The sequence below is a fragment of the Clavibacter sp. VKM Ac-2873 genome (genome assembly GCF_015351075.1).
Classification (GTDB): Bacteria; Actinomycetota; Actinomycetes; order Actinomycetales; family Microbacteriaceae; genus Clavibacter.
On sequence record NZ_JADKRS010000001.1, the window covers coordinates 1,325,895 to 1,349,868 of the forward strand.

General features: G+C 75.1%; 24 protein-coding genes. 15 read left to right on the forward strand and 9 right to left on the reverse strand.

Annotated elements, in window-relative coordinates:
• Positions 1–38: 38 nt before the first annotated feature.
• The gene (locus ITJ44_RS06085) at positions 39–515 is read right to left on the reverse strand and encodes a DUF3151 domain-containing protein (RefSeq protein ID WP_194633816.1); all 477 of its coding nucleotides are present in this window, start codon (positions 513–515) and stop codon (positions 39–41) included.
• Positions 516–670: 155 nt separating this feature from the next.
• Between ITJ44_RS06085 and ITJ44_RS06090 the strand changes: the two genes are divergently transcribed.
• The 3 genes from ITJ44_RS06090 to ITJ44_RS06100 all read left to right on the forward strand — a co-directional run bounded on the left by ITJ44_RS06090 (position 671) and on the right by ITJ44_RS06100 (position 5,801).
• Complete coding sequence (locus ITJ44_RS06090) at positions 671–1,504, forward strand: SDR family oxidoreductase (RefSeq protein WP_194633817.1); 834 nt, start codon at positions 671–673, stop codon at positions 1,502–1,504.
• 89 nt (positions 1,505–1,593) lie between these two features.
• Positions 1,594–2,760 (forward strand): exonuclease SbcCD subunit D C-terminal domain-containing protein, encoded by a 1,167-nt coding sequence (locus ITJ44_RS06095; RefSeq protein ID WP_194633818.1) that lies wholly within the window; start codon positions 1,594–1,596, stop codon positions 2,758–2,760.
• A complete protein-coding gene (locus tag ITJ44_RS06100; RefSeq protein ID WP_194633819.1) occupies positions 2,760–5,801 on the forward strand; it encodes an AAA family ATPase in 3,042 nt (1,013 codons plus the stop codon). Before ITJ44_RS06095 ends, ITJ44_RS06100 begins: the two co-directional genes overlap by 1 nt.
• Here ITJ44_RS06100 and ITJ44_RS06105 read toward each other — a convergent pair.
• A complete protein-coding gene (locus ITJ44_RS06105; RefSeq protein ID WP_194633820.1) occupies positions 5,794–5,997 on the reverse strand; it encodes a hypothetical protein in 204 nt (67 codons plus the stop codon). The genes ITJ44_RS06100 and ITJ44_RS06105 overlap by 8 nt on opposite strands.
• Before the next feature lie 341 nt (positions 5,998–6,338).
• Here ITJ44_RS06105 and ITJ44_RS06110 point away from each other — a divergent pair, with 341 nt between their 5' ends.
• The 6 genes from ITJ44_RS06110 to ITJ44_RS06135 all read left to right on the forward strand — a co-directional run bounded on the left by ITJ44_RS06110 (position 6,339) and on the right by ITJ44_RS06135 (position 13,642).
• Positions 6,339–7,613, forward strand: coding sequence for a helix-turn-helix domain-containing protein (locus tag ITJ44_RS06110; RefSeq protein ID WP_228494502.1), 1,275 nt, complete (start codon positions 6,339–6,341; stop codon positions 7,611–7,613).
• 81 nt (positions 7,614–7,694) lie between these two features.
• Entirely contained in the window at positions 7,695–8,390 is a 696-nt protein-coding gene (locus ITJ44_RS06115) for a TetR/AcrR family transcriptional regulator (protein ID WP_194633822.1), read from the forward strand.
• Positions 8,387–9,064, forward strand: coding sequence for a hypothetical protein (locus tag ITJ44_RS06120; RefSeq protein WP_194633823.1), 678 nt, complete (start codon positions 8,387–8,389; stop codon positions 9,062–9,064). Before ITJ44_RS06115 ends, ITJ44_RS06120 begins: the two co-directional genes overlap by 4 nt.
• Positions 9,061–11,166 (forward strand): YhgE/Pip family protein, encoded by a 2,106-nt coding sequence (locus ITJ44_RS06125; protein WP_194633824.1) that lies wholly within the window; start codon positions 9,061–9,063, stop codon positions 11,164–11,166. The genes ITJ44_RS06120 and ITJ44_RS06125 overlap by 4 nt, the downstream gene beginning before the upstream one ends.
• Before the next feature lie 140 nt (positions 11,167–11,306).
• Complete coding sequence (locus ITJ44_RS06130; protein ID WP_194633825.1) at positions 11,307–12,569, forward strand: lycopene cyclase family protein; 1,263 nt, start codon at positions 11,307–11,309, stop codon at positions 12,567–12,569.
• Entirely contained in the window at positions 12,566–13,642 is a 1,077-nt protein-coding gene (locus ITJ44_RS06135; protein WP_194633826.1) for a Brp/Blh family beta-carotene 15,15'-dioxygenase, read from the forward strand. The genes ITJ44_RS06130 and ITJ44_RS06135 overlap by 4 nt, the downstream gene beginning before the upstream one ends.
• Before the next feature lie 20 nt (positions 13,643–13,662).
• Here ITJ44_RS06135 and ITJ44_RS06140 read toward each other — a convergent pair whose 3' ends face one another.
• From ITJ44_RS06140 to ITJ44_RS06150, 3 genes are read right to left on the reverse strand one after another with little or no spacing between them, the layout of a single operon-like run.
• Positions 13,663–13,977, reverse strand: a complete 315-nt coding sequence (locus ITJ44_RS06140) for a hypothetical protein (RefSeq protein ID WP_370551628.1) — start codon at positions 13,975–13,977, stop codon at positions 13,663–13,665.
• Positions 13,974–14,579, reverse strand: coding sequence for an HD domain-containing protein (locus ITJ44_RS06145; protein ID WP_194634090.1), 606 nt, complete (start codon positions 14,577–14,579; stop codon positions 13,974–13,976). Before ITJ44_RS06145 ends, ITJ44_RS06140 begins: the two co-directional genes overlap by 4 nt.
• A 29-nt stretch (positions 14,580–14,608) precedes the next feature.
• Positions 14,609–14,878, reverse strand: coding sequence for a hypothetical protein (locus ITJ44_RS06150; protein ID WP_194633827.1), 270 nt, complete (start codon positions 14,876–14,878; stop codon positions 14,609–14,611).
• 35 nt (positions 14,879–14,913) lie between these two features.
• Between ITJ44_RS06150 and ITJ44_RS06155 the strand changes: the two genes are divergently transcribed.
• The 4 genes from ITJ44_RS06155 (at position 14,914) to ITJ44_RS06170 (ending at position 18,961) form a co-directional block, all read left to right on the forward strand.
• The gene (locus ITJ44_RS06155) at positions 14,914–15,294 is read left to right on the forward strand and encodes a VOC family protein (RefSeq protein ID WP_194633828.1); all 381 of its coding nucleotides are present in this window, start codon (positions 14,914–14,916) and stop codon (positions 15,292–15,294) included.
• A 65-nt stretch (positions 15,295–15,359) separates the two neighbouring features.
• Positions 15,360–17,285 (forward strand): LamG-like jellyroll fold domain-containing protein, encoded by a 1,926-nt coding sequence (locus ITJ44_RS06160; RefSeq protein WP_194633829.1) that lies wholly within the window; start codon positions 15,360–15,362, stop codon positions 17,283–17,285.
• A 135-nt stretch (positions 17,286–17,420) separates the two neighbouring features.
• Complete coding sequence (locus ITJ44_RS06165; protein WP_194633830.1) at positions 17,421–17,657, forward strand: helix-turn-helix transcriptional regulator; 237 nt, start codon at positions 17,421–17,423, stop codon at positions 17,655–17,657.
• The gene (locus ITJ44_RS06170) at positions 17,657–18,961 is read left to right on the forward strand and encodes a type II toxin-antitoxin system HipA family toxin (RefSeq protein WP_194633831.1); all 1,305 of its coding nucleotides are present in this window, start codon (positions 17,657–17,659) and stop codon (positions 18,959–18,961) included. Before ITJ44_RS06165 ends, ITJ44_RS06170 begins: the two co-directional genes overlap by 1 nt.
• Positions 18,962–18,987: 26 nt before the next feature.
• Here ITJ44_RS06170 and ITJ44_RS06175 read toward each other — a convergent pair whose 3' ends face one another.
• Positions 18,988–19,482, reverse strand: coding sequence for a flavin reductase family protein (locus tag ITJ44_RS06175; RefSeq protein WP_194633832.1), 495 nt, complete (start codon positions 19,480–19,482; stop codon positions 18,988–18,990).
• Positions 19,479–19,805, reverse strand: a complete 327-nt coding sequence (gene fdxA, locus ITJ44_RS06180; protein ID WP_194633833.1) for a ferredoxin — start codon at positions 19,803–19,805, stop codon at positions 19,479–19,481. Before fdxA ends, ITJ44_RS06175 begins: the two co-directional genes overlap by 4 nt.
• Positions 19,806–19,911: 106 nt before the next feature.
• On the opposite strand from fdxA, the gene soxR reads away from it, so the two are divergent.
• Complete coding sequence (gene soxR, locus ITJ44_RS06185) at positions 19,912–20,382, forward strand: redox-sensitive transcriptional activator SoxR (RefSeq protein ID WP_194633834.1); 471 nt, start codon at positions 19,912–19,914, stop codon at positions 20,380–20,382.
• Positions 20,383–20,414: 32 nt separating this feature from the next.
• Here the strand turns inward: soxR and ITJ44_RS06190 are convergent, their stop codons facing one another.
• On the reverse strand, positions 20,415–21,785 hold the full coding sequence (locus ITJ44_RS06190; RefSeq protein WP_194633835.1) for a carboxylesterase family protein: 1,371 nt from the start codon (positions 21,783–21,785) through the stop codon (positions 20,415–20,417).
• A 153-nt stretch (positions 21,786–21,938) separates the two neighbouring features.
• Between ITJ44_RS06190 and ITJ44_RS06195 the strand changes: the two genes are divergently transcribed.
• A complete protein-coding gene (locus tag ITJ44_RS06195) occupies positions 21,939–22,985 on the forward strand; it encodes an NAD(P)-dependent alcohol dehydrogenase (protein ID WP_194633836.1) in 1,047 nt (348 codons plus the stop codon).
• Between the two features lie 82 nt (positions 22,986–23,067).
• On the opposite strand, the gene ITJ44_RS06200 is transcribed toward ITJ44_RS06195, so the two are convergent.
• Positions 23,068–23,904 carry a hypothetical protein gene (locus tag ITJ44_RS06200; RefSeq protein ID WP_194633837.1) on the reverse strand — a complete coding sequence of 279 codons (837 nt, stop codon included), beginning with the start codon at positions 23,902–23,904 and terminating at the stop codon, positions 23,068–23,070.
• Positions 23,905–23,974: the final 70 nt, after the last annotated feature.

A 23,974-nucleotide genomic window follows, 5' to 3' on the forward strand; every position in this document is an offset into this window, starting at 1 on the left:
GGATCGGGTGGCGTGCGGTGGTGCGGTGGTGCGGTGGATCAGTCCTCGCCGCGGATGACGATGGCCTCCGTGGGCGGGAGCGCCCCCGCGGTCATCGCCTCGATGTGGCCGGCGGCCGTGGGATCCGCGTCGCGGAGGAAGGCGCTGAGGCGCGAGACCTCGTCCTCCTCGCCGATGGCGGCGGCCGCGCGACGCAGCGCGTAGAGGGAGCGGAGCACGCCGCGGTTCGGCTCGTGGCTCCACGGCACGGGCCCCTGGCCCTTCCAGCCGGACTTGCGCAGGGAGTCGAGGCCGCGGTGGTAGCCGACCCGGGCGAAGGCGTAGGACGCGATGCGGTTGCCCTGCACGTACGCGGAGTCCGCGAGCAGCGCCCAGACGAGCGACGACTGCGGGTGGTCGGCGGCGATGGCGCCGAGGGTGTCGTGATCGCCGTCGGCATTCTGGATGCGGGCGGCGACCTCGGGCTCGTCGGCCAGGCGGGTCTCGGGCACGCCGAGCAGGTTCTCTCCAGTCACACTCGATCCTACCAAGGCGGTCCCGGGGGTCCCTCGGGCGAGCGGATCCGGTCGCGGCTGTCCGTCGGACGACGCCTGCGGAGGCTTCGGTGCGATCGGGGCATGCGGTCCCCGCCGCGGGCGTTGGCTGGGGAGACCGACGAGAGGACATCCCCATGACGACCTGGTTCATCACCGGCGCATCCAAGGGCTTCGGCCGCGAGTGGGCGGAGGCGGCGCTCGAGCGCGGCGACCGCGTCGCCGCGACCGCCCGCGACACCTCCACGCTCGACGCGCTCGTCGAGCGGCACGGCGACGCCGTGCTCCCCATCCAGCTCGACGTCACCGACCGCGACGCCGGCATCGCCGCCGTGCAGCACGCGGCGGAGCGCTTCGGCACGCTCGACGTGGTCGTCAACAACGCGGGCTTCGGCCAGTTCGGCGCGATCGAGGAGATCAGCGAGGACGAGGCGCGCGGTCAGTTCGAGACCAACGTGTTCGGCGCGCTGTGGATCACGCAGGCCGCCGTCGGGATCATGCGGGCGCAGGGATCCGGGCACATCGTGCAGGTCTCGAGCATCGGCGGGATCAGCGCGTTCACCAACACCGGGATCTACCACGCGTCGAAGTGGGCGCTCGAGGGCCTCAGCCAGTCGCTCGCGCTCGAGGTGGCGGAGTTCGGGATCCACGTGACGCTCGTCGAGCCCGCCGGGTACAGCACCGACTGGTCGGGTGCGTCAGCCAAGCGGAGCGAGCCGATCGCGGCCTACGACGGCATGCGCGAGCGCCGGGCCGAGGGCTACAAGTCGACGACGCCGGGCGACCCGACGGCGACGCGCGACGCGATCCTCGCGATCGTCGACGCGGAGGAGCCGCCGCTGCGGATCTTCCTCGGCGACGGCCCGCTGGCGATCGCGGAGAAGGACTACGCGCAGCGCCTCGCGACGTGGCGGAAGTGGGAGGACGTGTCGGTCGCGGCGCACGGGAAGAAGGAGCCGGCGGGCAGCTAGCACGCCGCCGGGGCGCCGGCCGGCCCGGCCGTGTCGGCGCCCTCCGGTAGCGTGACGGGCACCGCCGGCAGCCCCACGGAAGGACCCGCGTGCGCATCCTCCACACGAGCGACTGGCACCTCGGGCGCACCCTCCACGGGGAGGACCTGCACGCGCATCACGCGGCGTTCCTCGACCACCTCGTCGATGTCGTGCGCGAGCGGGAGGTCGACGTCGTGCTCGTCGCGGGTGACGTCTACGACCGCGCCGTACCTGGTGTGCCGAGCGTGCGGCTGCTCGGGGATGCGCTGGCGCGGCTGATCTCGCTCGCGACCGTCATCGTCACGCCCGGCAACCACGACTCGGCAGCCCGGCTCGGCTTCGCGTCGGCGCTGCTGCGCGACGGGCTGCGGATCCGCGCGTCGGTCGAGTCGCTCGACGAGCCCGTCGTGATCGACGACCCCGACGGGCCGGTCGCGTTCTACGGGGTGCCGTACCTGGATCCGGATGCCGTGCGCGCATCCCTCGCCGCGCCCGCCGCCCCTCCCCTGCCGCGCTCGCACGAGGCCGTGCTGGGTGCGGCGATGGACCGGGTGCGCGCGGACGCCGCCGACCGGCCGGACGCCCGCGTCGTCGTCGTCGCGCACGCGTTCGTCACGGGAGCTGCGCCGAGCGAGAGCGAGCGCGACATCCGCGTGGGCGGGTTCGACCAGGTGCCGGCGTCGGTGTTCCGGGGCGCGGACTACGTCGCGCTCGGGCACCTCCACGGGGCGCAGGAGGTGCGGGCGGCAGGATCCTCGCGGCCGGTCATCCGATACAGCGGCTCGCCGCTCGCCTACTCGTTCGGGGAGCGACTTCAGCGGAAGTCGAGCGCGCTCGTGGAGCTGGCGGCCGACGGATCCACGACGGTCGAGCTGATCCCGGCGCCGGTGCCGCGACGGCTGGCGGAGGTGACGGGGACGCTCGCGGAGATCGTCGACGGGCGGCACGCCGACCTCGCCGACGCGTGGCTGCGCGTGCACGTGACCGATCCGGTGCACCCGCCGCACCTCGTGGCGCGCGTGCGGGAGGCGCTGCCCCACGCGCTCGTCGTGTTGCACGAGCCCGAGGGGCGCGTCGAGGGCGTGCGGTCGCGCGTGGTCGACGCGACGACGGATCCGCTCGAGGTCGCCGCCGACTTCGTGTCGTACGCGACGGGCGCGGCCCCCACCGAGGCCGAGGCGCTCGTGCTGCGCCAGGCCTACGAGCAAGCGCTGGCCGCGGACCGGAGCGCCTGATGGACCTGCACCGGCTCACCCTCCAGGCCATCGGGCCGTTCGCCGGCGAGCACGTCATCGACTTCGCCGAGCTGGGCCGGTCGGGGCTGTTCCTGCTCGAGGGGCCCACCGGATCCGGCAAGTCGACGCTCATCGACGCCGTGGTGTTCGCGCTCTACGGGTCGCTCGCGAGCGACGGGTCGAGCCGCGACCGCCTGCACAGCCACCACGCGGCGCCCGGCGTCGAGCCGTACGTGGAGCTCGTCTTCGAGACGGCCGCGGGGATCCACCGGGTGCGCCGGAGCCCGCAGCACCAGCGCCCGAAGGCGCGCGGCACGGGCACCACGGCCCAGAACGCGACCGCCACGCTCGTGCGGCTCTCGTCGCCCGACGCCGACGCGGGCGAGGTGATCGGCACGAGCACGCAGGAGGTGGGCACGGAGATCGCGCGCATCGTGGGCCTCACGCGCGCGCAGTTCGTGCAGACCGTGGTGCTGCCGCAGGGCGAGTTCGCGGAGTTCCTGCGCTCGACGGGCGAGCAGCGGCGGCTCGTGCTGCAGTCGCTGTTCGGCACGGCCGTGTACGACGCCACCGCGCGGCAGCTCGCCGAGATGCGCACGGCCGCGAAGGCGCGCACGGACGCCGCCGACGCGCAGGTCGCGGAGGCGCTCACCGGGCTGCGGGAGGCGACGCGGGTGGATGGGCTGGAGATCGCCGACGCCCCCGACACCGTGCGGCTGCTGGCCGAGCTCGCCGACGCCGCGGAGGCGGCGCGCGCGGAGGACGAGGGAGCGCGACAGGATGCGGCGACCGCGCTCGCCGACGCGGAGCGGGTGACGCGCGCGCTCGACCGGCGGCGGGCGCTGATCGCGCGCGAGGAGGCCGTGCGCGCGGAGGCCGACGAGGTCGCCGGGCTGGCGCGACGCGCGGAGGAGGCCGGGCGGGCGGCGGCGGTCACGGGCCAGCTGGCCGGGCGCGACCGGACCGAGGCGGCGCGAGCGGCGGCCGAGGCCGCCGACGATGCGGCGCGCGCGGCCTGCCGGGCCGAGCGGCCCGCGATCGCCGACGCCACCACGTCGTCGTTGGCCGAGCGGCGCGACGCGCTCGTGGCTGACCTGGCGACGCTGGCCGACGCGGAGGCGCGCGAGCGCGGGCTGCCCCGCCGTCGCGCGGACGTGCGGGCCGCCGAGGACGCGGTCGCGGCACGCGAGGCATCCGCCGCCGAGGCCGAGGCGACGCTCGCGCTGCGTCCGGCCGGGCGGATCCCGCTGGTCGAGGCTCGGGACGCCGCGGCTGCCGCGGCGGGCGGCGTCGACCCGGCACGCGCGGCGGTCGCCGAGGCGGAGGCGACCCGGCGTCGCGTGGCCGAGCTCGAGGGGCTGGAGGCGCGGATCCGCGCGGCCCGGGATGCCCTCGACGCGCGCTCGGCCGACGCGGTGACCGCCGTGCGCCACGAGTCCGAGCTGCGGCAGCGGAAGATCCGCGGGCTCGCCGGCGAGCTGGCGCGGGAGCTCGCGGACGGCGCGCCCTGCCCGGTGTGCGGCGCGGTCGACCACCCGCATCCGGCCCCGAGCGCGCCCGGGCACCCGGACGACGACGAGATCGAGCGGGCCTCGGACGCGCGCGCCCGGGCGGAGCGCGCGCAGGGAGACGCGGCGGCGGAGCTCTCGGCGGAGACCGCGCGGCACGAGGTCGCCCGGGCGGCGCTCGACGGGATCACCGCCGAGACCGCCGACGCCGAGGTCGCCGCCCGCACCGCGCGCCTCGCGGAGGCCGAGGCGGCCGGCGGGGCGCTCCGGGCGGCGGAGGCGGCGGTCGTCGCACACGACGCCGAGACCGAGCGGATCCGCGCCCGCCGCGATGACGCCCGGGCCGCCCTCTCCGGGCTGCGCGAGCGCGTGATCCGCGCGGGCGAGCTCCTCGCGGAGGACGAGGCGGCCGTGCGCGCGGTGCTCGCGGAACGGGACGCGCCGCAGGACGCCGAGCGGGACCCGGACGGATCCGGCCCCGCCGGCGGCTCCGGCGCCACCGCCGACACCGCACGCGTCGCCGCCCTGGTCGCCGAGCGCGCCGCCGAGCGCGCCCTCGTCGACCGCCTCATCGCCCTCGGCACGGCCCGCGAGCGCACGGCCGCCGACGCCGCCGCGCGCGCCGCCGAGCTCGCGCAGGCGCTGGCCGACCGGTCCTTCGCGACCGAGGAGGAGGCGCGGGCCGCTGCCCTCCCGCCGGCCGAGCTCGAGGCCGTCGCGCGGCGGGTCGCGGCGCACGAGCGGGAGCAGGCCGTCGTCGCGGAGGGGCTCGTGGATCCCGAGGTCGCGTCGCTCACGGGCGCCGAGCACCCGGATCCGGACGCGGCCCGCGCCGCCCTGGACGCCGCCCAGGCCGCCGCGCGCACCAGCGCCGAGCGGGCCGCCCGGGCACGCGACCGCGCCGACCGCGGCGCGCGGGCCCTCGCCCGCCACGACGACGCCCGCCGCGCGAGCGCCCGCGCGGGCGACCAGGCGCGCGCCGCGATCCGCATGGCCGAGGTCGCGAACGCCCTCACCCCCGAGAACACACGCGGCACGACCCTCGGCACCTACGTGCTGCTCCGCCGCTTCGAGGATGTCGTCCGGGCCGCCAACGCGCGCCTGCGGATCATGTCCAGCGGCCGCTACGAGCTGGAGGTGAGCGAGGAGCGGGAGGCGACGAGCCGGTCACGCAAGACGGGGCTCGCGCTGCAGATCCGCGACCACGTCGTCGACCGCGTGCGCGAGCCCGCGAGCTTCTCCGGCGGCGAGACGTTCTACGCGTCGCTCGCCCTCGCGCTCGGCCTCGCCGACGTCGTGCAGGCGGAGGCGGGCGGGCTCCAGCTCGGCACGCTCTTCGTCGACGAGGGGTTCGGCACGCTGGATCCGGAGACGCTCGACGCCGTCATGTCGGAGCTCGGGCGGCTGTCCTCCGACGGCCGCACGGTCGGCATCGTCAGCCACGTCGAGGAGCTCAAGCAGCGGGTGGCCGACCGCATCGAGGTCCGGCGCCTGTCGGACGGGTCGTCGACCCTCACGTCGACGGTCAGCTGAAGGGGTCGCGCCGCTTCGACGCGAGGTGCCGCCGCCAGTAGAAGGTCGCGCCGCCGCCGAGGCCGGCCGCGAGGACGAACGCCACGACGCCCACGACGCCGAGGCCGCCCCCGGTCTGCACGGTGACGACGCCGAGCGCCACCATCACGAGGCACGAGCGCAGCAGGATGAAGGCCAGGGACCGGTCGCTCGTCATGCGGCGCCTCTCGGGGGTGCGGGAGCGGTGGGGAAGACGACCGCGAGCCCCGAGCCTAGGCGGCGCGGCCGTGCGGATCCGGTGCGTGCGCGGGGCGCGGCCGGTGCGTCGCCGGGGCGCGCGCGGGGAGGCGACGTCCGGTGCCGTCGCAACCGATCGGGGGACGCGCATTCGCTCAGCGGATATCCGCGGAGCGTCGACCCGCTCCCTGGCGGGGCCGCGCCGAATGACCATCACCGTCCGGGACCCCGGAGGGGCCCGACCGCGAGTGCACGATGCATGATGTGCGGGAGGGCGGAGACGACCGACGCCCAGAGACCGCAGGAACCATGACCACCACGATGCCCCCCATCGGAACGAGGGATCCCTCGCACCGCCCGCGCACGACCCACGCCGACGCCGCGGGCGTCGAGGCCGCACTCGTCGCGCCCCCGTCCGACACGGCGCCCGACACCGCGTCGCTCGGCACCGGATCCCTCTCGCTCGTCGCCTCGGCCGGCGCGGCCGTCATGGGCATGGCCGCCGACGCCCAGGCCTCCGCAACCGCGGCTGCGGCTGCGGCTGCGGAGCCCACCGGGCCCGCCGCACCGGCGGTGCCCGCCGCGACCGACGCCCTCGCCGCGCCCGCCGACACCGCCGCCACCCCCGCGTCCGCTCCCGCCGCCGCCTCGACCGAGCCGTTCCTCCGCGCCGTCATGGCCGGCGCCGACATCGACGAGGCCACCACGAGCTTCGGCGCGATCCTCGAGGGGATCCGCTTCGCCCCCGACCGCCGCACGAAGGCCTTCTCCTACCGCTACGCGATCCTCGGCAGCGAGCGCGTCACCCTCCGCACCTCGCGCATCGCCGGCACGCAGTGGGCCGAGAGCGGCCAGCTGCCTGAGCACGTGGTCACCTGGTTCCTCGAGGGGCAGATCACGGTCGACCGCGGATCCCGCGCCGTCTCCTCCCGCGGCCAGCTCCCGTTCCTCCTCCCCACCGGCCGTCCGTTCCAGTACCAGGCGAGCTCGACCCGGCAGAACTGCGTCCACCTCGACGCGGGCTTCCTCGAGCAGACGGCGACCGAGTTCCACCACGGCCCCGCGCGTCCGCTGCTGTTCGAGCACCGCAGCGTGCCGACGGCCGAGACGGCCGCGATCTGGCGCCAGGCGGTCGCCGCCGCGGCCCCGATCATCACGGACCCCGAGGCCTCCCCCCTGATGCGCCTCGAGGCCGACCTGTCGCTCGCCCGCGCCACGCTCCGCCTGTTCCCCTGGGACGACGTGGAGCTGCCCGCCGAGCTGCGCGCGCCGCGCATGGCCCACATCCGCGTGGCCGTCGAGTACCTGCACCACAACGCGCACCTGCCGATCACGCCCGCCGAGGCCGCCGCCGCCGCGGGGATCTCGACGCGCGTGCTCCAGCTCGCCCTCCGCCGCCACCACGGCCAGACGCCCACCGAGTACCTGCGCGGGATCCGCCTGCGCCGGGTGCGCGCGCAGCTCCTGGACGCGACGCCCACCACCACGACCGTCCGCAGCGTCGCCGAGGAGTGGGGCTTCGCGCACCTCGGCCGGTTCGCGGCGTCGTACGCGGGCGTCTTCGGCGAGCTGCCGAGCGAGACCCTGCGGAGCTGATCCGGGCGGGCGCGCACTCGCCGGCTGGGAGCTCGCCGGGCTAAGTTGCACACACGTGTGCAGGATAGCTAGCCTGGTCGCATGACCTCCCTCGCCTCCGCGCGCGCGCCCCGCAAGGACGCCGCGACGAACCGCCAGGCCCTCGTCGACGCGGCCGTGGTCGCGCTCGACCGCGACCCGGACGCCTCCCTCGAGACCATCGCCGCGGCCGCCGGCCTCAGCCGACGCGCCGTCTACGGGCACTTCGCCACGCGCGACGACCTCGTGCGCGAGGTGCTGGAGCGCGGTGCCCGCCGCGTGGTCGACGCGCTCGCGGGCATCACGCACGACGACAGCCGGATCCACGTCGCCCTCATCGGCGCACGGCTCTGGGCCGAGGTCGAGCAGGTGCGCGTGATGGCCCGGGTGGCCGTCCGCGGACCGCTCGCGCGCGAGATCGGCGCCGAGCTCGCGCCGCTCCGGGCCGAGCTGCTGCGCGTCGTCGAGCGCGGCATCGCGGCCGGCGAGCTGCGCGGCGACATCCCGGCCGCGACGCTCGCGCGCCTGATCGAGGGCGGCGCGCTCGCGGTGCTCGACGAGGCGACCCGCAGCGACATCGGCCGCGCCGAGGGCCACTCCCTCGTGATCCTCACCTCGCTCGCCCTCTGCGGCCTCGACTGGCGCGCGTCGGGCGAGCTCATGGCCGCCACCCCCGAGCTCCGCGAGTGCACGCCGCACGTCGCCGCCGCGCCCGCCGTGGCACCGGCCGCCGCTGCCCGGACGGAGGCCGCCTCGTGATCGTCACGCTCACCGACGCGCGCGTCGGCGACGGCCCCGCGCCCGCCCTGCCCGCCATCTCGATCTCCTACGGCGGCCCGGATCCCGTGGTCGCGATCGCCGAGACCGAGCTGCGCCCCACCGTCCTCTCCCTCGTCGCCTCCGGCCGCATGCGCATCGACGGCGGGTCCATCGCCCTCGACGGCGACGACTCCGCGGGCGTCGCCCTGCGCATCGCCGAGCGGGTCGCGCTCGTCGACACCCCGCGGATCAACGAGCCCGCCGACGACGTCACGCTCCGCGCGGTCGTCGCCGAGGAGCTCGCGCTCGCCGGGCACCGCTCCGGCCGCCACGAGGTCGGCGTGATCCTCGACGATCACGGCCTCGCCGACCTGTCCCGCGCCCCCTTCTCGGCGGTGCCCGCGGTCGCCCGGATCCGCCTGCTCACCGCGCTCGCCGCCTCCCGCGACGGCGTGGAGGCCGTGATCGTCACCTCGCCCGAGCGGCACGGCGGCGCGGTCGCCGAGTGGATGCGCGTCCTCCGCGACCTCGCCCGCTCCGGCACCGGCGTGCTCGTCGTCACGAGCGAGGCCGCCGCCGAGGCCATCGCCGCGCTCCCCGCCGACGACGCGACGCCCGCGCCCGGCGCCACCCCCGAACCCACCCCCTCGATCGACGGAACGCAGACCCGATGAGACTGATCCCCCTGGTGCGCGCCGAGCTGACGCGCCTCACCGCCACCACCATGTCCAAGATCGCGCTCGTCGCGCTCGTGCTGGTGCCCGTGCTCTACGGCGGCCTCTACCTCTGGGCGAACCAGGATCCGTACAGCGCCCTCGACAAGGTCCCCGCCGCGCTCGTCGTGGCCGACCAGGGCGCCACCGTCGACGGGAAGCCGGTCGACTACGGCACCGACGTCGCGAAGGACGTGCTCGACGACGCCTCCTTCGACTGGCACGAGGTCTCCTCCGCCGAGGCGCGCACGGGCCTCGAGGACGGCACGTACGACTTCACGCTCACCATCCCCTCCGGCTTCTCGGCGGCGCTCTCGTCGGCGTCGGGCACGGATCCGCAGCAGGCCCGCGTGGTCATGGCCACCGACGACGCCAACAGCTACCTCGCCACCACGATCGCGCAGCAGGCGGGCGCGCGGATCACGAAGTCGGTCGCCTCGCGCGTCGGCACCGAGGCCGCGGGCAAGCTCCTGCTCGGCCTCGCGGACGTGCGCTCGAGCCTCGGCGACGCGGCCTCCGGCGCGCAGCAGCTCGTCGACGGGACCGCGTCCGCCCGCTCCGGCGCCGATGACCTGGCGGACGGGAACGGGAAGCTCGCCGCCGGCGCGGACACGCTCTCCTCCGGGCTCGGCCAGCTCCGCACGGGCACCGCGCAGCTCCCTGCGCAGACCGAGAAGCTGGCATCGGGCGCCGACCAGGTCGCGTCGGGCGCGGCGACGCTCTCCTCCGGCGCGGACGAGCTCTCGACGGGCGCCGCCGCGCTCGCCCCGGGCGCGCAGCAGACGGCGGTGGGCGCGCGGAAGGTGGCCGACGGGAACGCGCAGATCGCGGCCCTCGGATCCACCGCCACCGCGGGCGTCGACCAGCTCGCCGGACGGGTCCCGACCATCCGCGCCACGATCCAGAAGCGCATGCAGGACGCCGGGATCCCGAAGGCCGACATCGACGCCGCCCTCGCGAAGCTCGACGTGCTCGGCACCGACATCACGGGCGCCGCCGCCGGGGCCGACGGCCTCGACTCCCAGCTGACGCAGCTCGCCGCCGGCAGCGAGCAGGTCGCCCAGGGCAGCGCGCAGGTGGCCGCCGGCGCCGCGAAGCTGCAGACCGGATCCGCCGCCCTCGCCCAGGGCGCCGGCACGCTCGCGTCCGGCAGCTCCCAGGTCGCGACGGGCGCGGACGCGCTCGCGAAGGCGTCCCCCGCCCTGGCCGACGGCATCGCCCAGGCCGCCGACGGCAGCGCGACCCTCGCGACCGGCGCGCACTCCGCGTCCGACGGCGCGACCTCGCTCGCGTCCGGCCTCGGCACGCTGCAGGACGGGACGACGAAGCTGCGCGACGGCCTCGACTCGGGGCTCGACCAGATCCCCGCATCCACGGACGCGCAGCGGAACGCGCAGGCCGACACCATCGGCGACCCGGTCGCGCTCCGCCAGGACGCCGTGACGCAGGCCGGCGAGTACGGCGCCGGGCTCGCGCCGTTCTTCATCAGCCTGGCCGCGTGGATCGGGATCTACGCCCTGTTCCTCATCGTGAAGCCGCTGTCGCGTCGCGCGATCACGGCCCGCAAGGCGCCGCTGAGGATCACGCTCGCCGGCTGGCTCACGCCCGCGCTCCTCGGCGTCGTGCAGATGGCCGGGCTCTACGCGATCGTCGCCGGGGCGCTCGGCTTCCACATCGCCCACCCGCTCGCCATGTACGGGACGATGGTGCTCGCCTCCATCACGTTCGCGGCGATCATCCTCGCGCTCAACGTGCTGCTCGGCAGCGTCGGCCAGTTCCTCGGCCTCGTGCTCATGGTCGTGCAGCTCGTGACCGCGGGCGGCACGTTCCCCTGGCAGACCCTGCCCGGGCCGCTCGCGGCGCTGCACCACGTGCTGCCGATGAGCTTCGCGGTGGACGCGCTCCGCCAGCTCATGTACGGCGGCGACCTCGGCCAGGCCGCGCAGGATGCGGGCGTGCTCGCGCTGTGGCTGGTCGCGGGGCTCGCGGTGGCGCTGGCCGGGGCGATCCGCATCACGTCGCACCGCACGCTGCGCGACCTGCGGCCGTCGCTGATCGGCTGATCGGGCACCGGGGACCGGGGACCGGGCGGCGCACCTTACGCGCCGCCGGGCTCCGCGGCACGGAGCCGCCGCATCGCCGGACCGGTGATTGGATCGAGGGGCGCCGACCTGGCGCCCTCGATCCGCCGGAGAGGACGCCGATGCCCTCCCCCGACGCGCTCCCCCGGCCGGCCGGGTCGGCCGCGCCGGCCGCGCCGGCCGCGCCCGGCCTCCCGCCCGGCGCCCTCCGCCCGGACGTCGTCGACGTCGCGATCGCCGGCGGCGGTTGCGCCGGGCTGGCCCTCGCCGAGGCTCTCGCGGTCGTGGCACCGCACCTCCGGGTCGGCGTCGTGGACGGCCGCCGCGCGGGTCGGGATCCGCGCACCTGGAGCTCCTGGGACGACGGCTCCGACCCCGTGCCCGAGGCGGTCGGAGCGTCGTGGGCGAGCTGGGAGATCCGCCGGCCGGGCGACGTCGTGACGGCGAGCGACCCCGACCACCCGTACCGCATGGTGCGCGCCGCCGACTACCGCGCGGCCATGTCGGCCCGGGCGGATGCGCGGCCGGCCACCACGACGCTCCACGCGGGCGCGCACATCCGCGGGGTCACGGCGACGGGGATCGACACGACGCGCGGGGAGCTGCGCGCGTCCACCGTGGTCGATGCGCGCGGTCCGCTGCCGCTCGGCCCGCCGCAGCCCGGCCGCGTGCGCCTGCACCAGCGGTTCCTCGGGCAGCGGATCCGCACCACGATCCCCGTCTTCGACCCCACGACCGCGACCCTCATGGACTTCGACGTGGGCCGGCCGGCCGGGGACACGGCCGTGCGCTTCGTCTACGTGCTCCCCGTCAGCTCCACCGAGGCGCTCATGGAGGCCACCGCCTTCCTGCCGGACGCGGAGGATCCGGAGCCGTTCCGGGAGGACATCGCCCGCTACGTCGTGCGGCGCTGGGGGCTGGCACCGGACGAGTGGACCGTCGTCGGGGAGGAGGCGGGCTCCATCCCGATGACCGACGAGCCCGTGCCCGCGGGGCCGGTGGCGTCCGTGGGCGTGCGGGCGGGGATCACGCGGTCGAGCAGCGGCTACGCGTACGCGCGCATCCAGCGGCAGGCCCGGCAGGTCGCCCGCGCCCTGGCGACGGGGTCGGCGGTCCCCGCGTTCCGGGACCCGTGGCGCACCCGCGCGCTGGACGCGGTGTTCCTCCGGTTCCTGCGCGACCAGCCGGAGCGCGCGCCCGAGGTGTTCGCGCGCATGTTCCGCGACCTCCCGGGCCCCCTCGCCGTCCGCTTCCTCACGGAGCGCGCGACGCTCGGGGACGAGCTGCGGCTGGTGCTCGCGCTGCCGAAGGTCCCGTTCCTCCGGGCGGCCGCGGCCACGGGCGTCGACCTCGCTACGCGGATCCGCGTGCGGGCGCGGCGGTGAGCGAGGCGGCGGGCGTCGTCGAGGCGCCGACGCCGGTGCCGGCCGCGCTCCGCACGGTCGTCCGCCGACGCATCCTCACGCCGGTCACCGTGGCGTTCGCCGCCGTGGCGCTGCTCATGGGGCTCCTGCGCCTGGCTGGCGTGACCATCCCGGACGCCGTGCAGGTGATCCCCTTCGCGGTGAGCGTCCTCGTCTTCGGCCTCCCGCACGGCGCCATGGACCACCTGGTCCCGGCCGCGCTCCGACCCCGCACCGGGGTGACCGCCTCGATCCTCGTGGTCGTCGCGCTCTACGTCGTCGTCGGGCTCGCGACCGTCGCGCTCTGGCGGGCGAGCCCGATCGCGGGGTTCGTCGCGTTCGTCCTGCTCACCTGGTTCCACTGGGGCCAGGGCGACCTCTTCGTCGACCACCTCCTCGGCGAGGGGCCGGCCTCCCGGGCCGACGCCGTCGTGACGGTCGTCCTCCGCGGCGCGTTCCCGATGCTGCTCCCGCTCGTCGCGGCGCCCGGCGACTACGCGGCGGTGCTCGCGTCGACGGTCCGCGCGGTGGATCCGGGCGCCGTGATCCCGGATGCGCTGGCCGCGGGCGACCTCGTGCGTCCCGCGATCGCCGTCGTGGTGCTCGGGCTCGCGGTCGTGCAGCCGCTGCTCCGCCCGCGCGGTGCCCGCGCCCGCCCGGCGACGGAGTCCGCCGTGCTCATCGCGCTGTTCCTCACGACGCCGCCCGTGCTCGCGGTCGGGCTGTACTTCACGCTGTGGCACGCGGTCCGGCACATCATCCGGCTCGAGCTGCTGCGGCCGGAGAGCGCCGCGGCGCTCGCCCGCGGGGATCTCCGCGCCCCGTTCGCGCGCTTCCTCCGGGACGCCTGGCCGATCACCCTCGCGGCCGTCGTGCTGCTCGTCGCGTTCGCGCTCACCCTGCGCACGGCGACCCTCGGCACGTACCTCGTCTTCATCGCCGCGCTCACCACGCCGCATGCCGTGATCGTGACCTGGATGGACCGGGTCCAGCGCTCCTGGCGCCCGGCGCGGTCCCCCTCGGGCCGGACGGCGCGGCAGGTCCCGCCGGCGTGACGACCGGTCGGCCGCGTCGGCTAGGCGCGGCCCGGCCCACGCGGGTCGTGGTCGGGTCCGGCATCCGGCCCGACGCCGGCCCGCGGTCCCACGCCGACGCGGATCCCGAGCGCGAGCGCCAGGCCCGCGAGGCCGACGGCCAGCAGCGCGGCCCCGACGATCGCCGTGGTCGTGAGGAAGTGCACCCCGGATCCGCGGAACGGGTTCCCGGGGCCGACCGCCGCGAACGAGCCGATGACGACCGGCTGCGCCAGCGCGACGACGAGCGCGACCGTCCCGCCCGCGGTCGCCAGCACCGCCACGGCCAGCAGCACGCGCATCGCGGCGCGGCTCACCGGAGCCCCTCGAGCGGGTTCGCCGCGAGCTTCGCGATGATGCCGCCGTCGACGAGGCGCCGCGCGGCCGTCGTCGGCTTCCGCTCCGCCTGGTCGACGACGCACGCGCCGAACTCGGCGGCGAGGTCGCCGCGGGGATGCGCCGCCAGCACCTCGCGGAGGTACCCCTCGGGCAGGACGTCGGCCCGCGCGCCGGAGATGTCGAGGCCGGTCGCGACCTCCAGGAGGTGACCCTCGACGTCGAGCGCCGGATCCACCGACGGCCAGTTGTGCCGCACGATCGCGTCGAGCACCCGCTGCCGACGCGCGGCCGGCCAGCCGGCCCCGGCCGTGAGCGCCACGCCGACGTGCCCGCCCGCGTGCTCGTACGAGACCGTGTGGGCGTCGAACTCCGCGACCGTGCCGATGTCGTGCAGCACCGCCGAGACGTAGAGGATCTCGTGGTCGACGTCCGCCAGGCCCTCGACCACCGCGAACGCCTCCGCCCACAGCCAGGAGCGGAGCGCGTGGGCCGTGATCGCGGCGGACTGGTAGGCGGTGGCGAGCTCGAGGGCCCCGCGGGCGGCGGCCGTGTCGGGCACGGGGAAGTCGGCGATGCGCATGGACAACTGTGACACGCGCCGATCCCCGGTCAGGCGTCGTCGCGGCGGCGGCCGATCCGGATCCCCCACCAGAGCCCCAGGGCGACGACGCCCACGGCGAGCACGCCGGCGGACACGAGAGCCGCCGTGAAGACGAGGTGCACGCCCGTCGGCACGAACGACTCGCCCGACAGCGGCGCGTACGCGAACCAGCCGCTGGCGGCGGGCTGCATCAGACCGACGCCCAGCGTCACGGCGCCGGCCACCACGGCGAGCGTCGCGACGACGAGCAGGAGGCGCAGGCGGGACGGTCGGGTCACGGTCCCACCGTAGGGGCGGCCGATACGGTGCGGGGATGATCCGGCTGCAGAACGTCACCTACCTCGTCCGCCACCACCACGAGGCGCTCGCGTTCTTCGTCGACGCGCTGGGCTTCGTCGTGCGGCAGGACGACACCATGCCGAGCGGCTGGCGCCGCGTGGTCGTGGGTCCCGACGGCCCCGGGGCCGGGTTCGTCCTCGCGCTCGCCGGCGACGCCGCGCCGGTCGGGCGCCAGGCCGGGGACGACGTCGCGTTCTTCCTCGAGACCGACGACGTCGCCGCGCAGCACGCGCGGATGCTCGCGCACGGCGTCGTGTTCCGCGAGGAACCGCGCCACGAGCCGTACGGCACCGTCGCGGTCTTCGAGGACCCGTACGGCGCGCCCTGGGACCTCATCCAGCCGCCGGTCGGCTGACCCGCCGCCACCCGTCCACCGCGGTGCCGCGTCCCGTTCACCCGTCGCGCCTACCGTCGTCCCCCGTGACCCAGGACCCGACGACGTCTCCCTCTTCCGCGCTCTCCCGCCGCGGCTTCCTCATCACGAGCGGCGCGGCCGGCGCGCTCGGCGTGGCCGGCCTGGGCGGCGCCCTCCCCGCCGCGGCGGAGACCGCGTCCGACGACGCGCTCGGCGCCAGCGCCGTGCGGACGCCCGCCGCCCAGCAGGGATCCGGCGCCCGCTGGAAGCCCGACACCACGTCGCCCCGCTTCACGATCGCCGTGCTGCCCGACACGCAGTACCTCTTCGACGGCGCGTCGATCCACCCGGAGCCGCTCGAGGCGTCGCTCCGCTACGTGCTCGCCGAGCGCGACCGGCACAACATCGTGTTCCTCGCGCACCTCGGCGACGTGACGCAGAACGGCGCGGAGAAGGAGATCCAGGCGGCGAGCGCGCAGTTCACGCTCCTCGACAAGGCGGGCGCGGCGTGGAGCGTCCTCGCCGGCAACCACGACGTCGACGGCAGCACCGACGACCAGCGCGGCCGCACGCCCTACCTCGACGCGTTCGGGCCGAAGCGGTTCCGGAAGTCCCCGAGCTACCGCGGATCCAGCCCCGACGGCTACAACTCGTTCCACACCTTCACAGCGGGCGGCCGCGACTGGCTCGTCCTCGCCCTCGACTGGCGCACGAGCGCCCGCGGCGTCGAGTGGGCGCGCGGCGTGCTGGCGGCGCACCCGACGCTGCCGGTGATCCTCACGGCGCACGACATCGTCGACTCGACGCCCGACGGATCCGCCGTGCTCGACGACTACGGCCAGGGCCTCTGGGACTCCTTCATCAGCCAGCACGACCAGATCTTCCTCACGCTGAACGGCCACTACTGGAAGCCGGGTCGCACGACGAAGAAGAACCGCGCGGGCCACGAGGTGGACCTGCACCTCGTGAACTACCAGGACCGCTACTACGGCGGCGCCGCGATGATCCGGCTGTACCACGTGGACCTCGAGCGGAACGCGATCGACGTCGAGACCCTGTCGCCCTTCATCCTGGGCGGCGGGCTCGGCACCGGCAACGAGCTCGCGGACGAGGAGGCGCAGCTCTCCGGCGACGTCGACCGGTTCACCGTGTCGGTGGACTTCGCGCAGCGCTTCGCCGGGTTCGCGCCCGCCCCCGTGCGCGCCGCCCGGCCGGCCGCGCAGATGCTCGTCCCCGGCACGGTCGCGTACTGGCGGTTCGACGGGCACGCCGACGGATCCGCCCTCGGCACCACCACGCGCATCGCGGACGCCTCCGGCCGCGGCAACGACCTCGTGGTGGCGAACCGCGCGGGCGCGACCCCCGGATCCCTGCGCTTCGCCTCCGCGCACCACGACGACCAGCCCGGCTTCGGCAGCCTCACCCTCACGGGCGGCAAGACGAGCGGCGACTACCTGCGCACCGTCGACGGCGCCCCGCTCGACGCCGCGACCTTCCGCCAGGGCTACACGGTCGAGGCGTTCGTGCGCGTCCCCGCGGACTTCGACGGCGACGCGGACGGCTTCAGCGCGATCCTCTCCCGCGCCGCCTCCGCGAAGGACGCGGGCAAGACGCCCGGCGACGCGGGCGACCCGGACGAGCCCGCCGCGACCCTCAGCGTCTCCGGCAGCCGCGAGATCCAGTGGTGCGTCTACCCGACGACCCAGCAGGGATCCCTCACGAACTGGTCGCACGAGCTGCCGGCCGCGACGTGGTGGCACGTGGCGGTCGTCAACGACAGCCAGCACACGACCATGTACGTCGACGGCTGCCCGGTGGTGCGGAACCCGTCCACGTCCAACCGCGGGCTGGCGGCGGCGTCGCCCGCGACCTCGTGGCTCCTCGGCGCGAACCTCTTCGGCGGGAAGCTCGACCACGTGCTCCCGGCGTCGATCGGCGACGTCCGCATCGTGGAGCGCGCGCTGAAGCCGTCGGAGTTCATGATCGCGTGACGGATCTCGTCGGGTACGGCGGTGATCGACGATCCGGATTTTCGAATCACAGAGCTTGATCCGAAAAAGCGGATGAGCTAGATTGATCGGGATTTGCGGATCGCATCGGTCCGTGACATCGCGATGGGAGACAGCATGCGCACCGCGGCCATCACGGATCCGACCGCCCTCGGTCTCGTCCTGCGCGAGGCGCGCCTGCAGAGCGGCATGACCCAGCGCGAGCTGGCCGCCGTCCTCGACGTCCGGCAGAGCTACATCGCGGAGATGGAGCTCGGCAAGTCGATCAAGGCCCTCGAGCGACTGTTCGAATTCGCTCGCGAGACCGGCCTGACACTGAGCGCCGACCTCGGCGACGGTCCGGACGCCCACTGATGCGGCTCGCGGTGGAGCTCTACGGCGAGCGACTCGGTGAGCTGATCGAGAGGCGTGGCAGCTTCGACTTCGTCGCCGACCCGGAGGCGGTCGCCGCCCACGGCATCGGCAGTCGGATCCTCTCCGTCGCCGTCCCCCTCACCACGCGTGCCCGACCGGGAGACGCCGCTCTCCGTCGGAACTTCTTCGACGAGCTGCTGCCCGAGGGGCGCGCGCGGACCAGCCTGGCGGGACGCGCAGGAGTCACCGCCGACTACACGATCGGCATGCTGGCGCGATACGGACGCGACGTCGCCGGGGCCCTCCGCATCTGGGATCCGGAAGGCCCCGACGAACCGCGGACGCCCGCAGCCGTCCCCATCGACGATCTCCGCGTGGAGGAGTCGATGAAGGCCGTCAGGGCCGCACCGCTCGGCAACAGCACAGCCCGTCGGATGTCCTCGCTCGCCGGAGTGCAGGACAAGATCGTGCTGGCCCGGACGGCCTCCGGCTGGGCGGAACCCCTCGACGGCTTCCCGTCCACCCACATCATCAAGCCCATCCTCATGACCATGCCGACCCTCATCTTCGACGAGGAGTACGGGGCGCGCATCGCCCGGCATCTGGGGCTGCTCGACTACGCGACGGAGATCAGGATGTTCGGCCGCACGTCGGCGCTCGTGATCGAACGCTACGACCGCGATCCGGACTCTCCCGACGGACGCATCCACCAGGAGGACTTCAACCAGGCGCTCGGCATGGGCGGCGACGGGAAGTACGAGGACGACGGTCACCCCGGCCTCGCCGCGATCGCGCGCGTCGTGCGACAGGCGGACGCGGGATCGCTCGCGCGATTGGCACAGATGATGACCCTCTCGGCTGCCGTCGGGAACCTCGACATGCACGCCAAGAACCTGTCCTTGCTCCACCGCCCGGACGGTTCCATGACCCTGGCACCGGCCTACGACATCGTCCCCCAGCTGCACCAGGACGTCGACCCGGTCGTCGCCCTCCACATCGACGGTGTGCGACAGCATCGCGACATCCGAGCCGTGCACCTCATCGCCGAGGCGCGGTCGTGGGGACTGCGCGGCGCCGACGAGCTGGTCAGGTCGACGATCGCGGAGATCTCGGGATTCGTGGCGGCGGAGAAGCCGGACGCCGGGGCCGCACCCGACCTCGCGCGCTCCATCTCCGCCATATGCGCACAGCTGCTCGACGACGCCCCCAGCCCGAGGCCACGGGAGGGGACGGACGAGGCAGACGCGCCCCTCCGCTACCTGCCGGAGAGCCCGGGCGGGTGGGGCGGCCCCGTCCGCCGGTGAATCGCGGCGAAGGCGGCCGCCCGGCGTCAGAGCTCCGGGTGGTCGTCCTCGAGCAGGTGGAAGCGGCGGTCGCGGTAGACGAGCGGCGGGGCCGGCTCCCCGAGGATCACGTCGAGCACCTCGGCGACGACCAGCACGGATCCGCCGACCGGCACCGTCTGGATGGTGCGGCAGCGGAGGGCGGCGCGCGCGTCGGCGAGCAGCGGCTCGCCCGTCGGGAGCTCCTGGAAGCCCTGCTCCTCGGTGAAGCGCGGCGACCCGGACACGGCGAACGCGCGGGCCAGCGCGGCGTGCTGCCCGGCGAGCAGGTGCACGACGTAGCTGTCGGCCGAGAGGATCGCGCCGGCGGATCCCGTGGCGCGCGTCACCGAGAACGAGAGGGCGGGCGGATCCACCGAGAGCGACGCGACGCTCGACGCGGTGAGGCCGGACGGCCCGTCCGCGGTGCGCGCGGTGATGAGCGCGACGCCGGCCGGGTGACCGCGGAAGGCTGCCTTGAAGAGGTCGGTGTCGGCGCTCACGCGGTCGCGTCCGGGCGCGGGACGGCGGCCACCACCGGGTGGTCGTACGCGACGGTGCCGACCTTCACGGCGCCGCCGGGGGATCCCATCTCGGCGAAGAACTCGACGTTGGCCGTGTAGTAGTCGGACCACTTCTCGGGCAGGTCGTCCTCGTAGTAGATGGCCTCGACCGGGCACACCGGCTCGCAGGCGCCGCAGTCCACGCATTCGTCCGGATGGATGTAGAGGGAGCGCTCGCCCTCGTAGATGCAGTCGACCGGGCACTCGTCGATGCAGGCGCGGTCCTTGACGTCGACGCACGGGAGGGCGATCACGTAGGTCACAGGGCGTCTCCACGGGTGGGGGCCGTCGTGACGGCGGGGCGGGTGATGCGCATGGTGTCCACGTTAGAACCTCACGTACCCTTGAGGTCAATCGAGGGGAGACGTCGTGGCGGATGCGCAGGCAGGGCCCCGGCACGCGCCCGACGAGCTGCTCACGGTCGGCGAGATGACCCGCCGCACGGGCGTCGCCGCGTCCGCCCTCCGCTTCTACGAGGACCTCGGCCTCATCGCCGCCGAGCGCACCGCCGGCAACCAGCGCCGGTACGCGCGGCACATGCTGCGCCGGGTGTCGCTGATCACGGTGGCCAAGCGCCTCGGGATCCCGCTCGCCGACGTGCAGTCGACCTTCGACGACGTGCCCCTCGACCGCCCGCCGAGCCACGCCGACTGGCAGCGCGCGTCGCGCAGGTGGAAGCGCCTGCTCGAGGAGCGGCGCCAGGGCATCGAGCGGCTGGAGCGGGAGCTCACCGGCTGCATCGGCTGCGGCTGCCTGTCGATGAAGGCGTGCGGGCTGCTCAACCCGGACGACGCGCTGGGCGACCGCGGGGCGGGGCCGGTGCGGGTGCAGATCGACTGACGCGCCTCGGCGGCGGGCGGCGGGCGGCGGGATCACCCCCGGTCGAACCGCATCCCGCACGCGCGCGCGTCCGCCTCGGCCGCGACCTCGCCCGTGCGCGCGAAGTCGGCCCACACCTGCCGCACCGCCTGCCCGCGCGCGGCGACCTCGGACCATGCCTCCGGCGGCACCAGCCGCATGCGGGTCCAGGCCTCGCGGGTGCCGAGGATCAGCGGCACGTCAGCCGTGTGGCCCGCGCCGATGGGGCTCGACTCCGGCGCCGCGCGGAGGACGTAGCGCACGGCACGGCCGCCCGCGGCGCGATGCCGGGCGGCGAACACGCGGACGGGTCGCGTGTAGACGGCGCGGGTGGTGGGTTGGACGACCGTCCGCATCAGCACGCGGCGGAGCGCTCGACCCACGACCGGCACGCGCAGCAGCGGCGCGATCACCGGCAGCGCGGGCAGGTACATCGCCGTCTCGTCGCGCGTGGTGCCGATGAGGAGGTCGACCTCGGGGGCGGCGGCACGCCAAGCGGCGTCGCGGTCGGCCTCGGCGGGCAGCGGCGCGTGGCCGTAGCGCGGACCCCACGGCAGGCCCGCGCGGATCCCCGACGCCCACGACGCGCGCTCGGCCCGGGCCTGTCGGCGCAGGACGGCGTCGAGCGGCGCGTCGGCCGGGAGCGACCTCGTCACGCGCGCCATCGCCCGGAACATGCCCTCGCGCCCGCCGGTGATCCCCACCGGCGGGCTCTGCACGATCGCCCGCCGGAAGAGGCCGCGCGCGCCGTCGCTGATCATGAGGTGCAGGATCGCGTCGCCGCCGGCCGACTGCCCCATCGCCGTGACGGACGCGGGGTCGCCCCCGAACGCGCCGATCGAGTCGCGGATCCAGCGCAGCGCCTCGAGCTGGTCGAGGAGGCCGAGGTTCGCCGGCGGCCCATCAGGGCCGCCGCCGCCGAACCCGAGGTACCCGAGCCGCGCGGTCACCGCGACCACGATCACGCGCTGCTCCACCACGAGCGCGCGTGGGTCGTGGATCGCGAGGTCGCCCGCGCCGGTCGTGTAGCCGCCGCCGTGGAACCACACGATCACGGGCAGCGTCTCGCCGGGCGCGCGGTCGGCGGGCAGCGTGATCGACAGCGCCTGGCAGTCCTCCGAGCGCGCGACGCCGTCGAGGGCGCCCTGCATGAGCGTGTCGAGGATCCGCGACGACGGCTGCGGGCATGCGGGCGCGGGATGCACGGCCGCCAGCACGACGGGCCCGCCGTCGGATCCGGTCCGCGGCACCGCGGGCACGGGCGGCGCGCCCCGGCCGGCCGTCGCGTAGGGGATCCCCAGGTAGCGGATCACGTCGCCGTCGCGGAGGCCTGCGACCGGCCCGGATCGCGTGCGCGTCGGGGTGGTGAGGTCGGGTGCGGGCATCCTGCCACGCTATCCGGCGGCGGCGCGAGCACCTCCGCCGTTTCGGCGAACCGCCTCCGCAGGCGTACCGTCGAGGGGTACCGCATCCGAAGAGGGCGCGGCCGGATCGACCCGATCCCTCCCCTCCCCCACCGGACAGCACAAGGAGAACCCATGCGCACCGTCAACGCCTACGCGGCCCCGTCCGCCACCGATCCCATCATCAAGACCACCATCGAGCGCCGTGACGTCGGCCCGAAGGACGTCTCCATCGACATCGCCTACTCGGGCGTCTGCCACTCCGACATCCACACCGTCCGCGGCGAGTGGGGCCCCATCGCCTACCCGCAGGTCGTCGGCCACGAGATCGTCGGCCGCGTCACCGAGGTCGGCTCCGACGTCTCCAAGCACAAGGTCGGCGACCTCGTCGGCGTCGGCTGCATGGTCAACTCCTGCAAGGAGTGCGAGCAGTGCACGGCCGGCCAGGAGCAGTACTGCCTGAAGGGCAACATCCAGACCTACGGCGGCACCGACCCGGCCGACGGCACCATCACGCAGGGCGGCTACTCCGAGGCCGTCGTCGTCGACGAGGACTTCGTGCTCCGCGTCCCCGAGTCCCTCGACATCGAGAAGGTCGCGCCGCTGCTCTGCGCCGGCATCACCACCTACTCGCCGCTGCGCCACTGGAACGCGGGCCCCGGCACGCGCGTCGCGGTGGTCGGCATGGGCGGCCTCGGCCACATGGCCGTGAAGATCGCGCACGCGATGGGCGCCGAGGTCACCGTGCTCTCGCAGACGCTCTCCAAGAAGGAGGACGGCCTGCGCCTCGGCGCCGACCGCTACTTCGCGACCAGCGACGACAGCACCTTCACCGAGCTCGCCAGCTCGTTCGACCTGATCATCAACACGGTCTCCGCGAAGCTCGACATGAGCAAGTACATCGGCCTGCTCGCGATCGACGGCACGCTCGTCAACGTCGGCGCCCCGTCCGAGCCGCTCGAGATCCCCGCGTTCGCGCTCATCCCCGCGCGCCGCAGCTGGGCCGGATCCATGATCGGCGGCATCGCCGAGACGCAGGAGATGCTGGACTTCTGCGCCGAGCACGGCATCGTGCCCGAGACCGAGCTCATCTCGGCCGACCAGATCAACGAGGCCTACGAGCGCGTCCTCAAGTCGGACGTGCGCTACCGCTTCGTGATCGACGCGAAGACGTTCGCGTAAGCAGCGACACCACGTCGACGGGCCCCGCGGATCCTCGGATCCGCGGGGCCCGTCCGCGTCTCGGCGGCCGCTCGCGTCGGCGTCAGTCCCCGCGCACCAGTGCGTGCAGCGACCGCGTCATGCTGGCCACGAACGCGTCCCGCGTGGCCGCGTCGACGCGGTCGAGCGAGAGGTACGGGTTGAGGTCCTCCAGCTCGACGAGCAGCAGCTCGCCCGCACGGGTGCGGCACGCGTCCACCCGCTGGATGCCGTGCTCGACGTCGTTCCAGTCGACGAAGCGCTGCGCGAAGTCCCAGTCGGCCGGGGTGGCCGCGTACGGCTCGAGCTGCCACCTGGCGGCCGGATCCGGGGCGTACAGCGCGTACTGCGGGGTCCGGTCGACGAAGCAGAACGAGATCTCGTGCGCGAAGTCGATGCGGGGCTGCAGGAGCCGGCCCCCGAGGTCGACGGTCGCGAGGTCGTCGCGCGTGACGAACTCGAGGCCCAGGGAGTCGGCGCCGAACCGCGGCTTGACCACGAAGGCGTCCCCCGCCGGGAGCAGGTCGAGGTGCACGAGGTCGTCGACGGTGGGGATCACCGGGTAGCCGGCGGCGAACAGGTCGAGCAGGTACTGCTTGCCGACCTGGTCGGCCTTGCCGCGGAGGTCGGTGAACACCGGCACGCCGCTCTCCCGCGCCGCCGCGCGGAACGCCTCGTATCCGGCCATGTCGTGGATCACCGGCCCGCTGTTGCGGACCACGACGACGTCGAAGCGGTCCATGAGGCCCACCGCCGCCGACGGGTGGCAGATCGCGATGTCGAAGTCCGCGCCGAGGCGCGCGGACAGGTCGATGTCCTCGTCGCAGTAGCGGCGGCCCTTCGCCGGGTATCCCAGGTCGCTGACGAAGAGGAGGCGGGGGCGGATGGCGTTCGCGGGCATCCCGGCACCGTAACGGACCGGCGCACGGTGCCGGCCGACCGCCTCCCAGCGCGCCGGTGCACGATGCTCC

What these genes read in the sequence shown, in the direction of transcription:
- ITJ44_RS06100 (WP_194633819.1), top strand. Translation starts at nt 2,760, where the DNA reads ATGGACCTGCACCGGCTCACCCTCCAGGCCATCGGGCCGTTCGCCGGC.
- ITJ44_RS06190 (WP_194633835.1), bottom strand. Translation starts at nt 21,785, where the DNA reads ATGCCCGCACCCGACCTCACCACCCCGACGCGCACGCGATCCGGGCCG.
- ITJ44_RS06165 (WP_194633830.1), top strand. Translation starts at nt 17,421, where the DNA reads ATGCGCACCGCGGCCATCACGGATCCGACCGCCCTCGGTCTCGTCCTG.
- ITJ44_RS06200 (WP_194633837.1), bottom strand. Translation starts at nt 23,904, where the DNA reads ATGCCCGCGAACGCCATCCGCCCCCGCCTCCTCTTCGTCAGCGACCTG.
- ITJ44_RS06155 (WP_194633828.1), top strand. Translation starts at nt 14,914, where the DNA reads ATGATCCGGCTGCAGAACGTCACCTACCTCGTCCGCCACCACCACGAG.
- ITJ44_RS06105 (WP_194633820.1), bottom strand. Translation starts at nt 5,997, where the DNA reads ATGACGAGCGACCGGTCCCTGGCCTTCATCCTGCTGCGCTCGTGCCTC.
- ITJ44_RS06130 (WP_194633825.1), top strand. Translation starts at nt 11,307, where the DNA reads ATGCCCTCCCCCGACGCGCTCCCCCGGCCGGCCGGGTCGGCCGCGCCG.
- ITJ44_RS06125 (WP_194633824.1), top strand. Translation starts at nt 9,061, where the DNA reads ATGAGACTGATCCCCCTGGTGCGCGCCGAGCTGACGCGCCTCACCGCC.
- ITJ44_RS06115 (WP_194633822.1), top strand. Translation starts at nt 7,695, where the DNA reads ATGACCTCCCTCGCCTCCGCGCGCGCGCCCCGCAAGGACGCCGCGACG.
- ITJ44_RS06170 (WP_194633831.1), top strand. Translation starts at nt 17,657, where the DNA reads ATGCGGCTCGCGGTGGAGCTCTACGGCGAGCGACTCGGTGAGCTGATC.
- ITJ44_RS06090 (WP_194633817.1), top strand. Translation starts at nt 671, where the DNA reads ATGACGACCTGGTTCATCACCGGCGCATCCAAGGGCTTCGGCCGCGAG.
- ITJ44_RS06145 (WP_194634090.1), bottom strand. Translation starts at nt 14,579, where the DNA reads ATGCGCATCGCCGACTTCCCCGTGCCCGACACGGCCGCCGCCCGCGGG.
- ITJ44_RS06195 (WP_194633836.1), top strand. Translation starts at nt 21,939, where the DNA reads ATGCGCACCGTCAACGCCTACGCGGCCCCGTCCGCCACCGATCCCATC.
- ITJ44_RS06110 (WP_228494502.1), top strand. Translation starts at nt 6,339, where the DNA reads ATGCCCCCCATCGGAACGAGGGATCCCTCGCACCGCCCGCGCACGACC.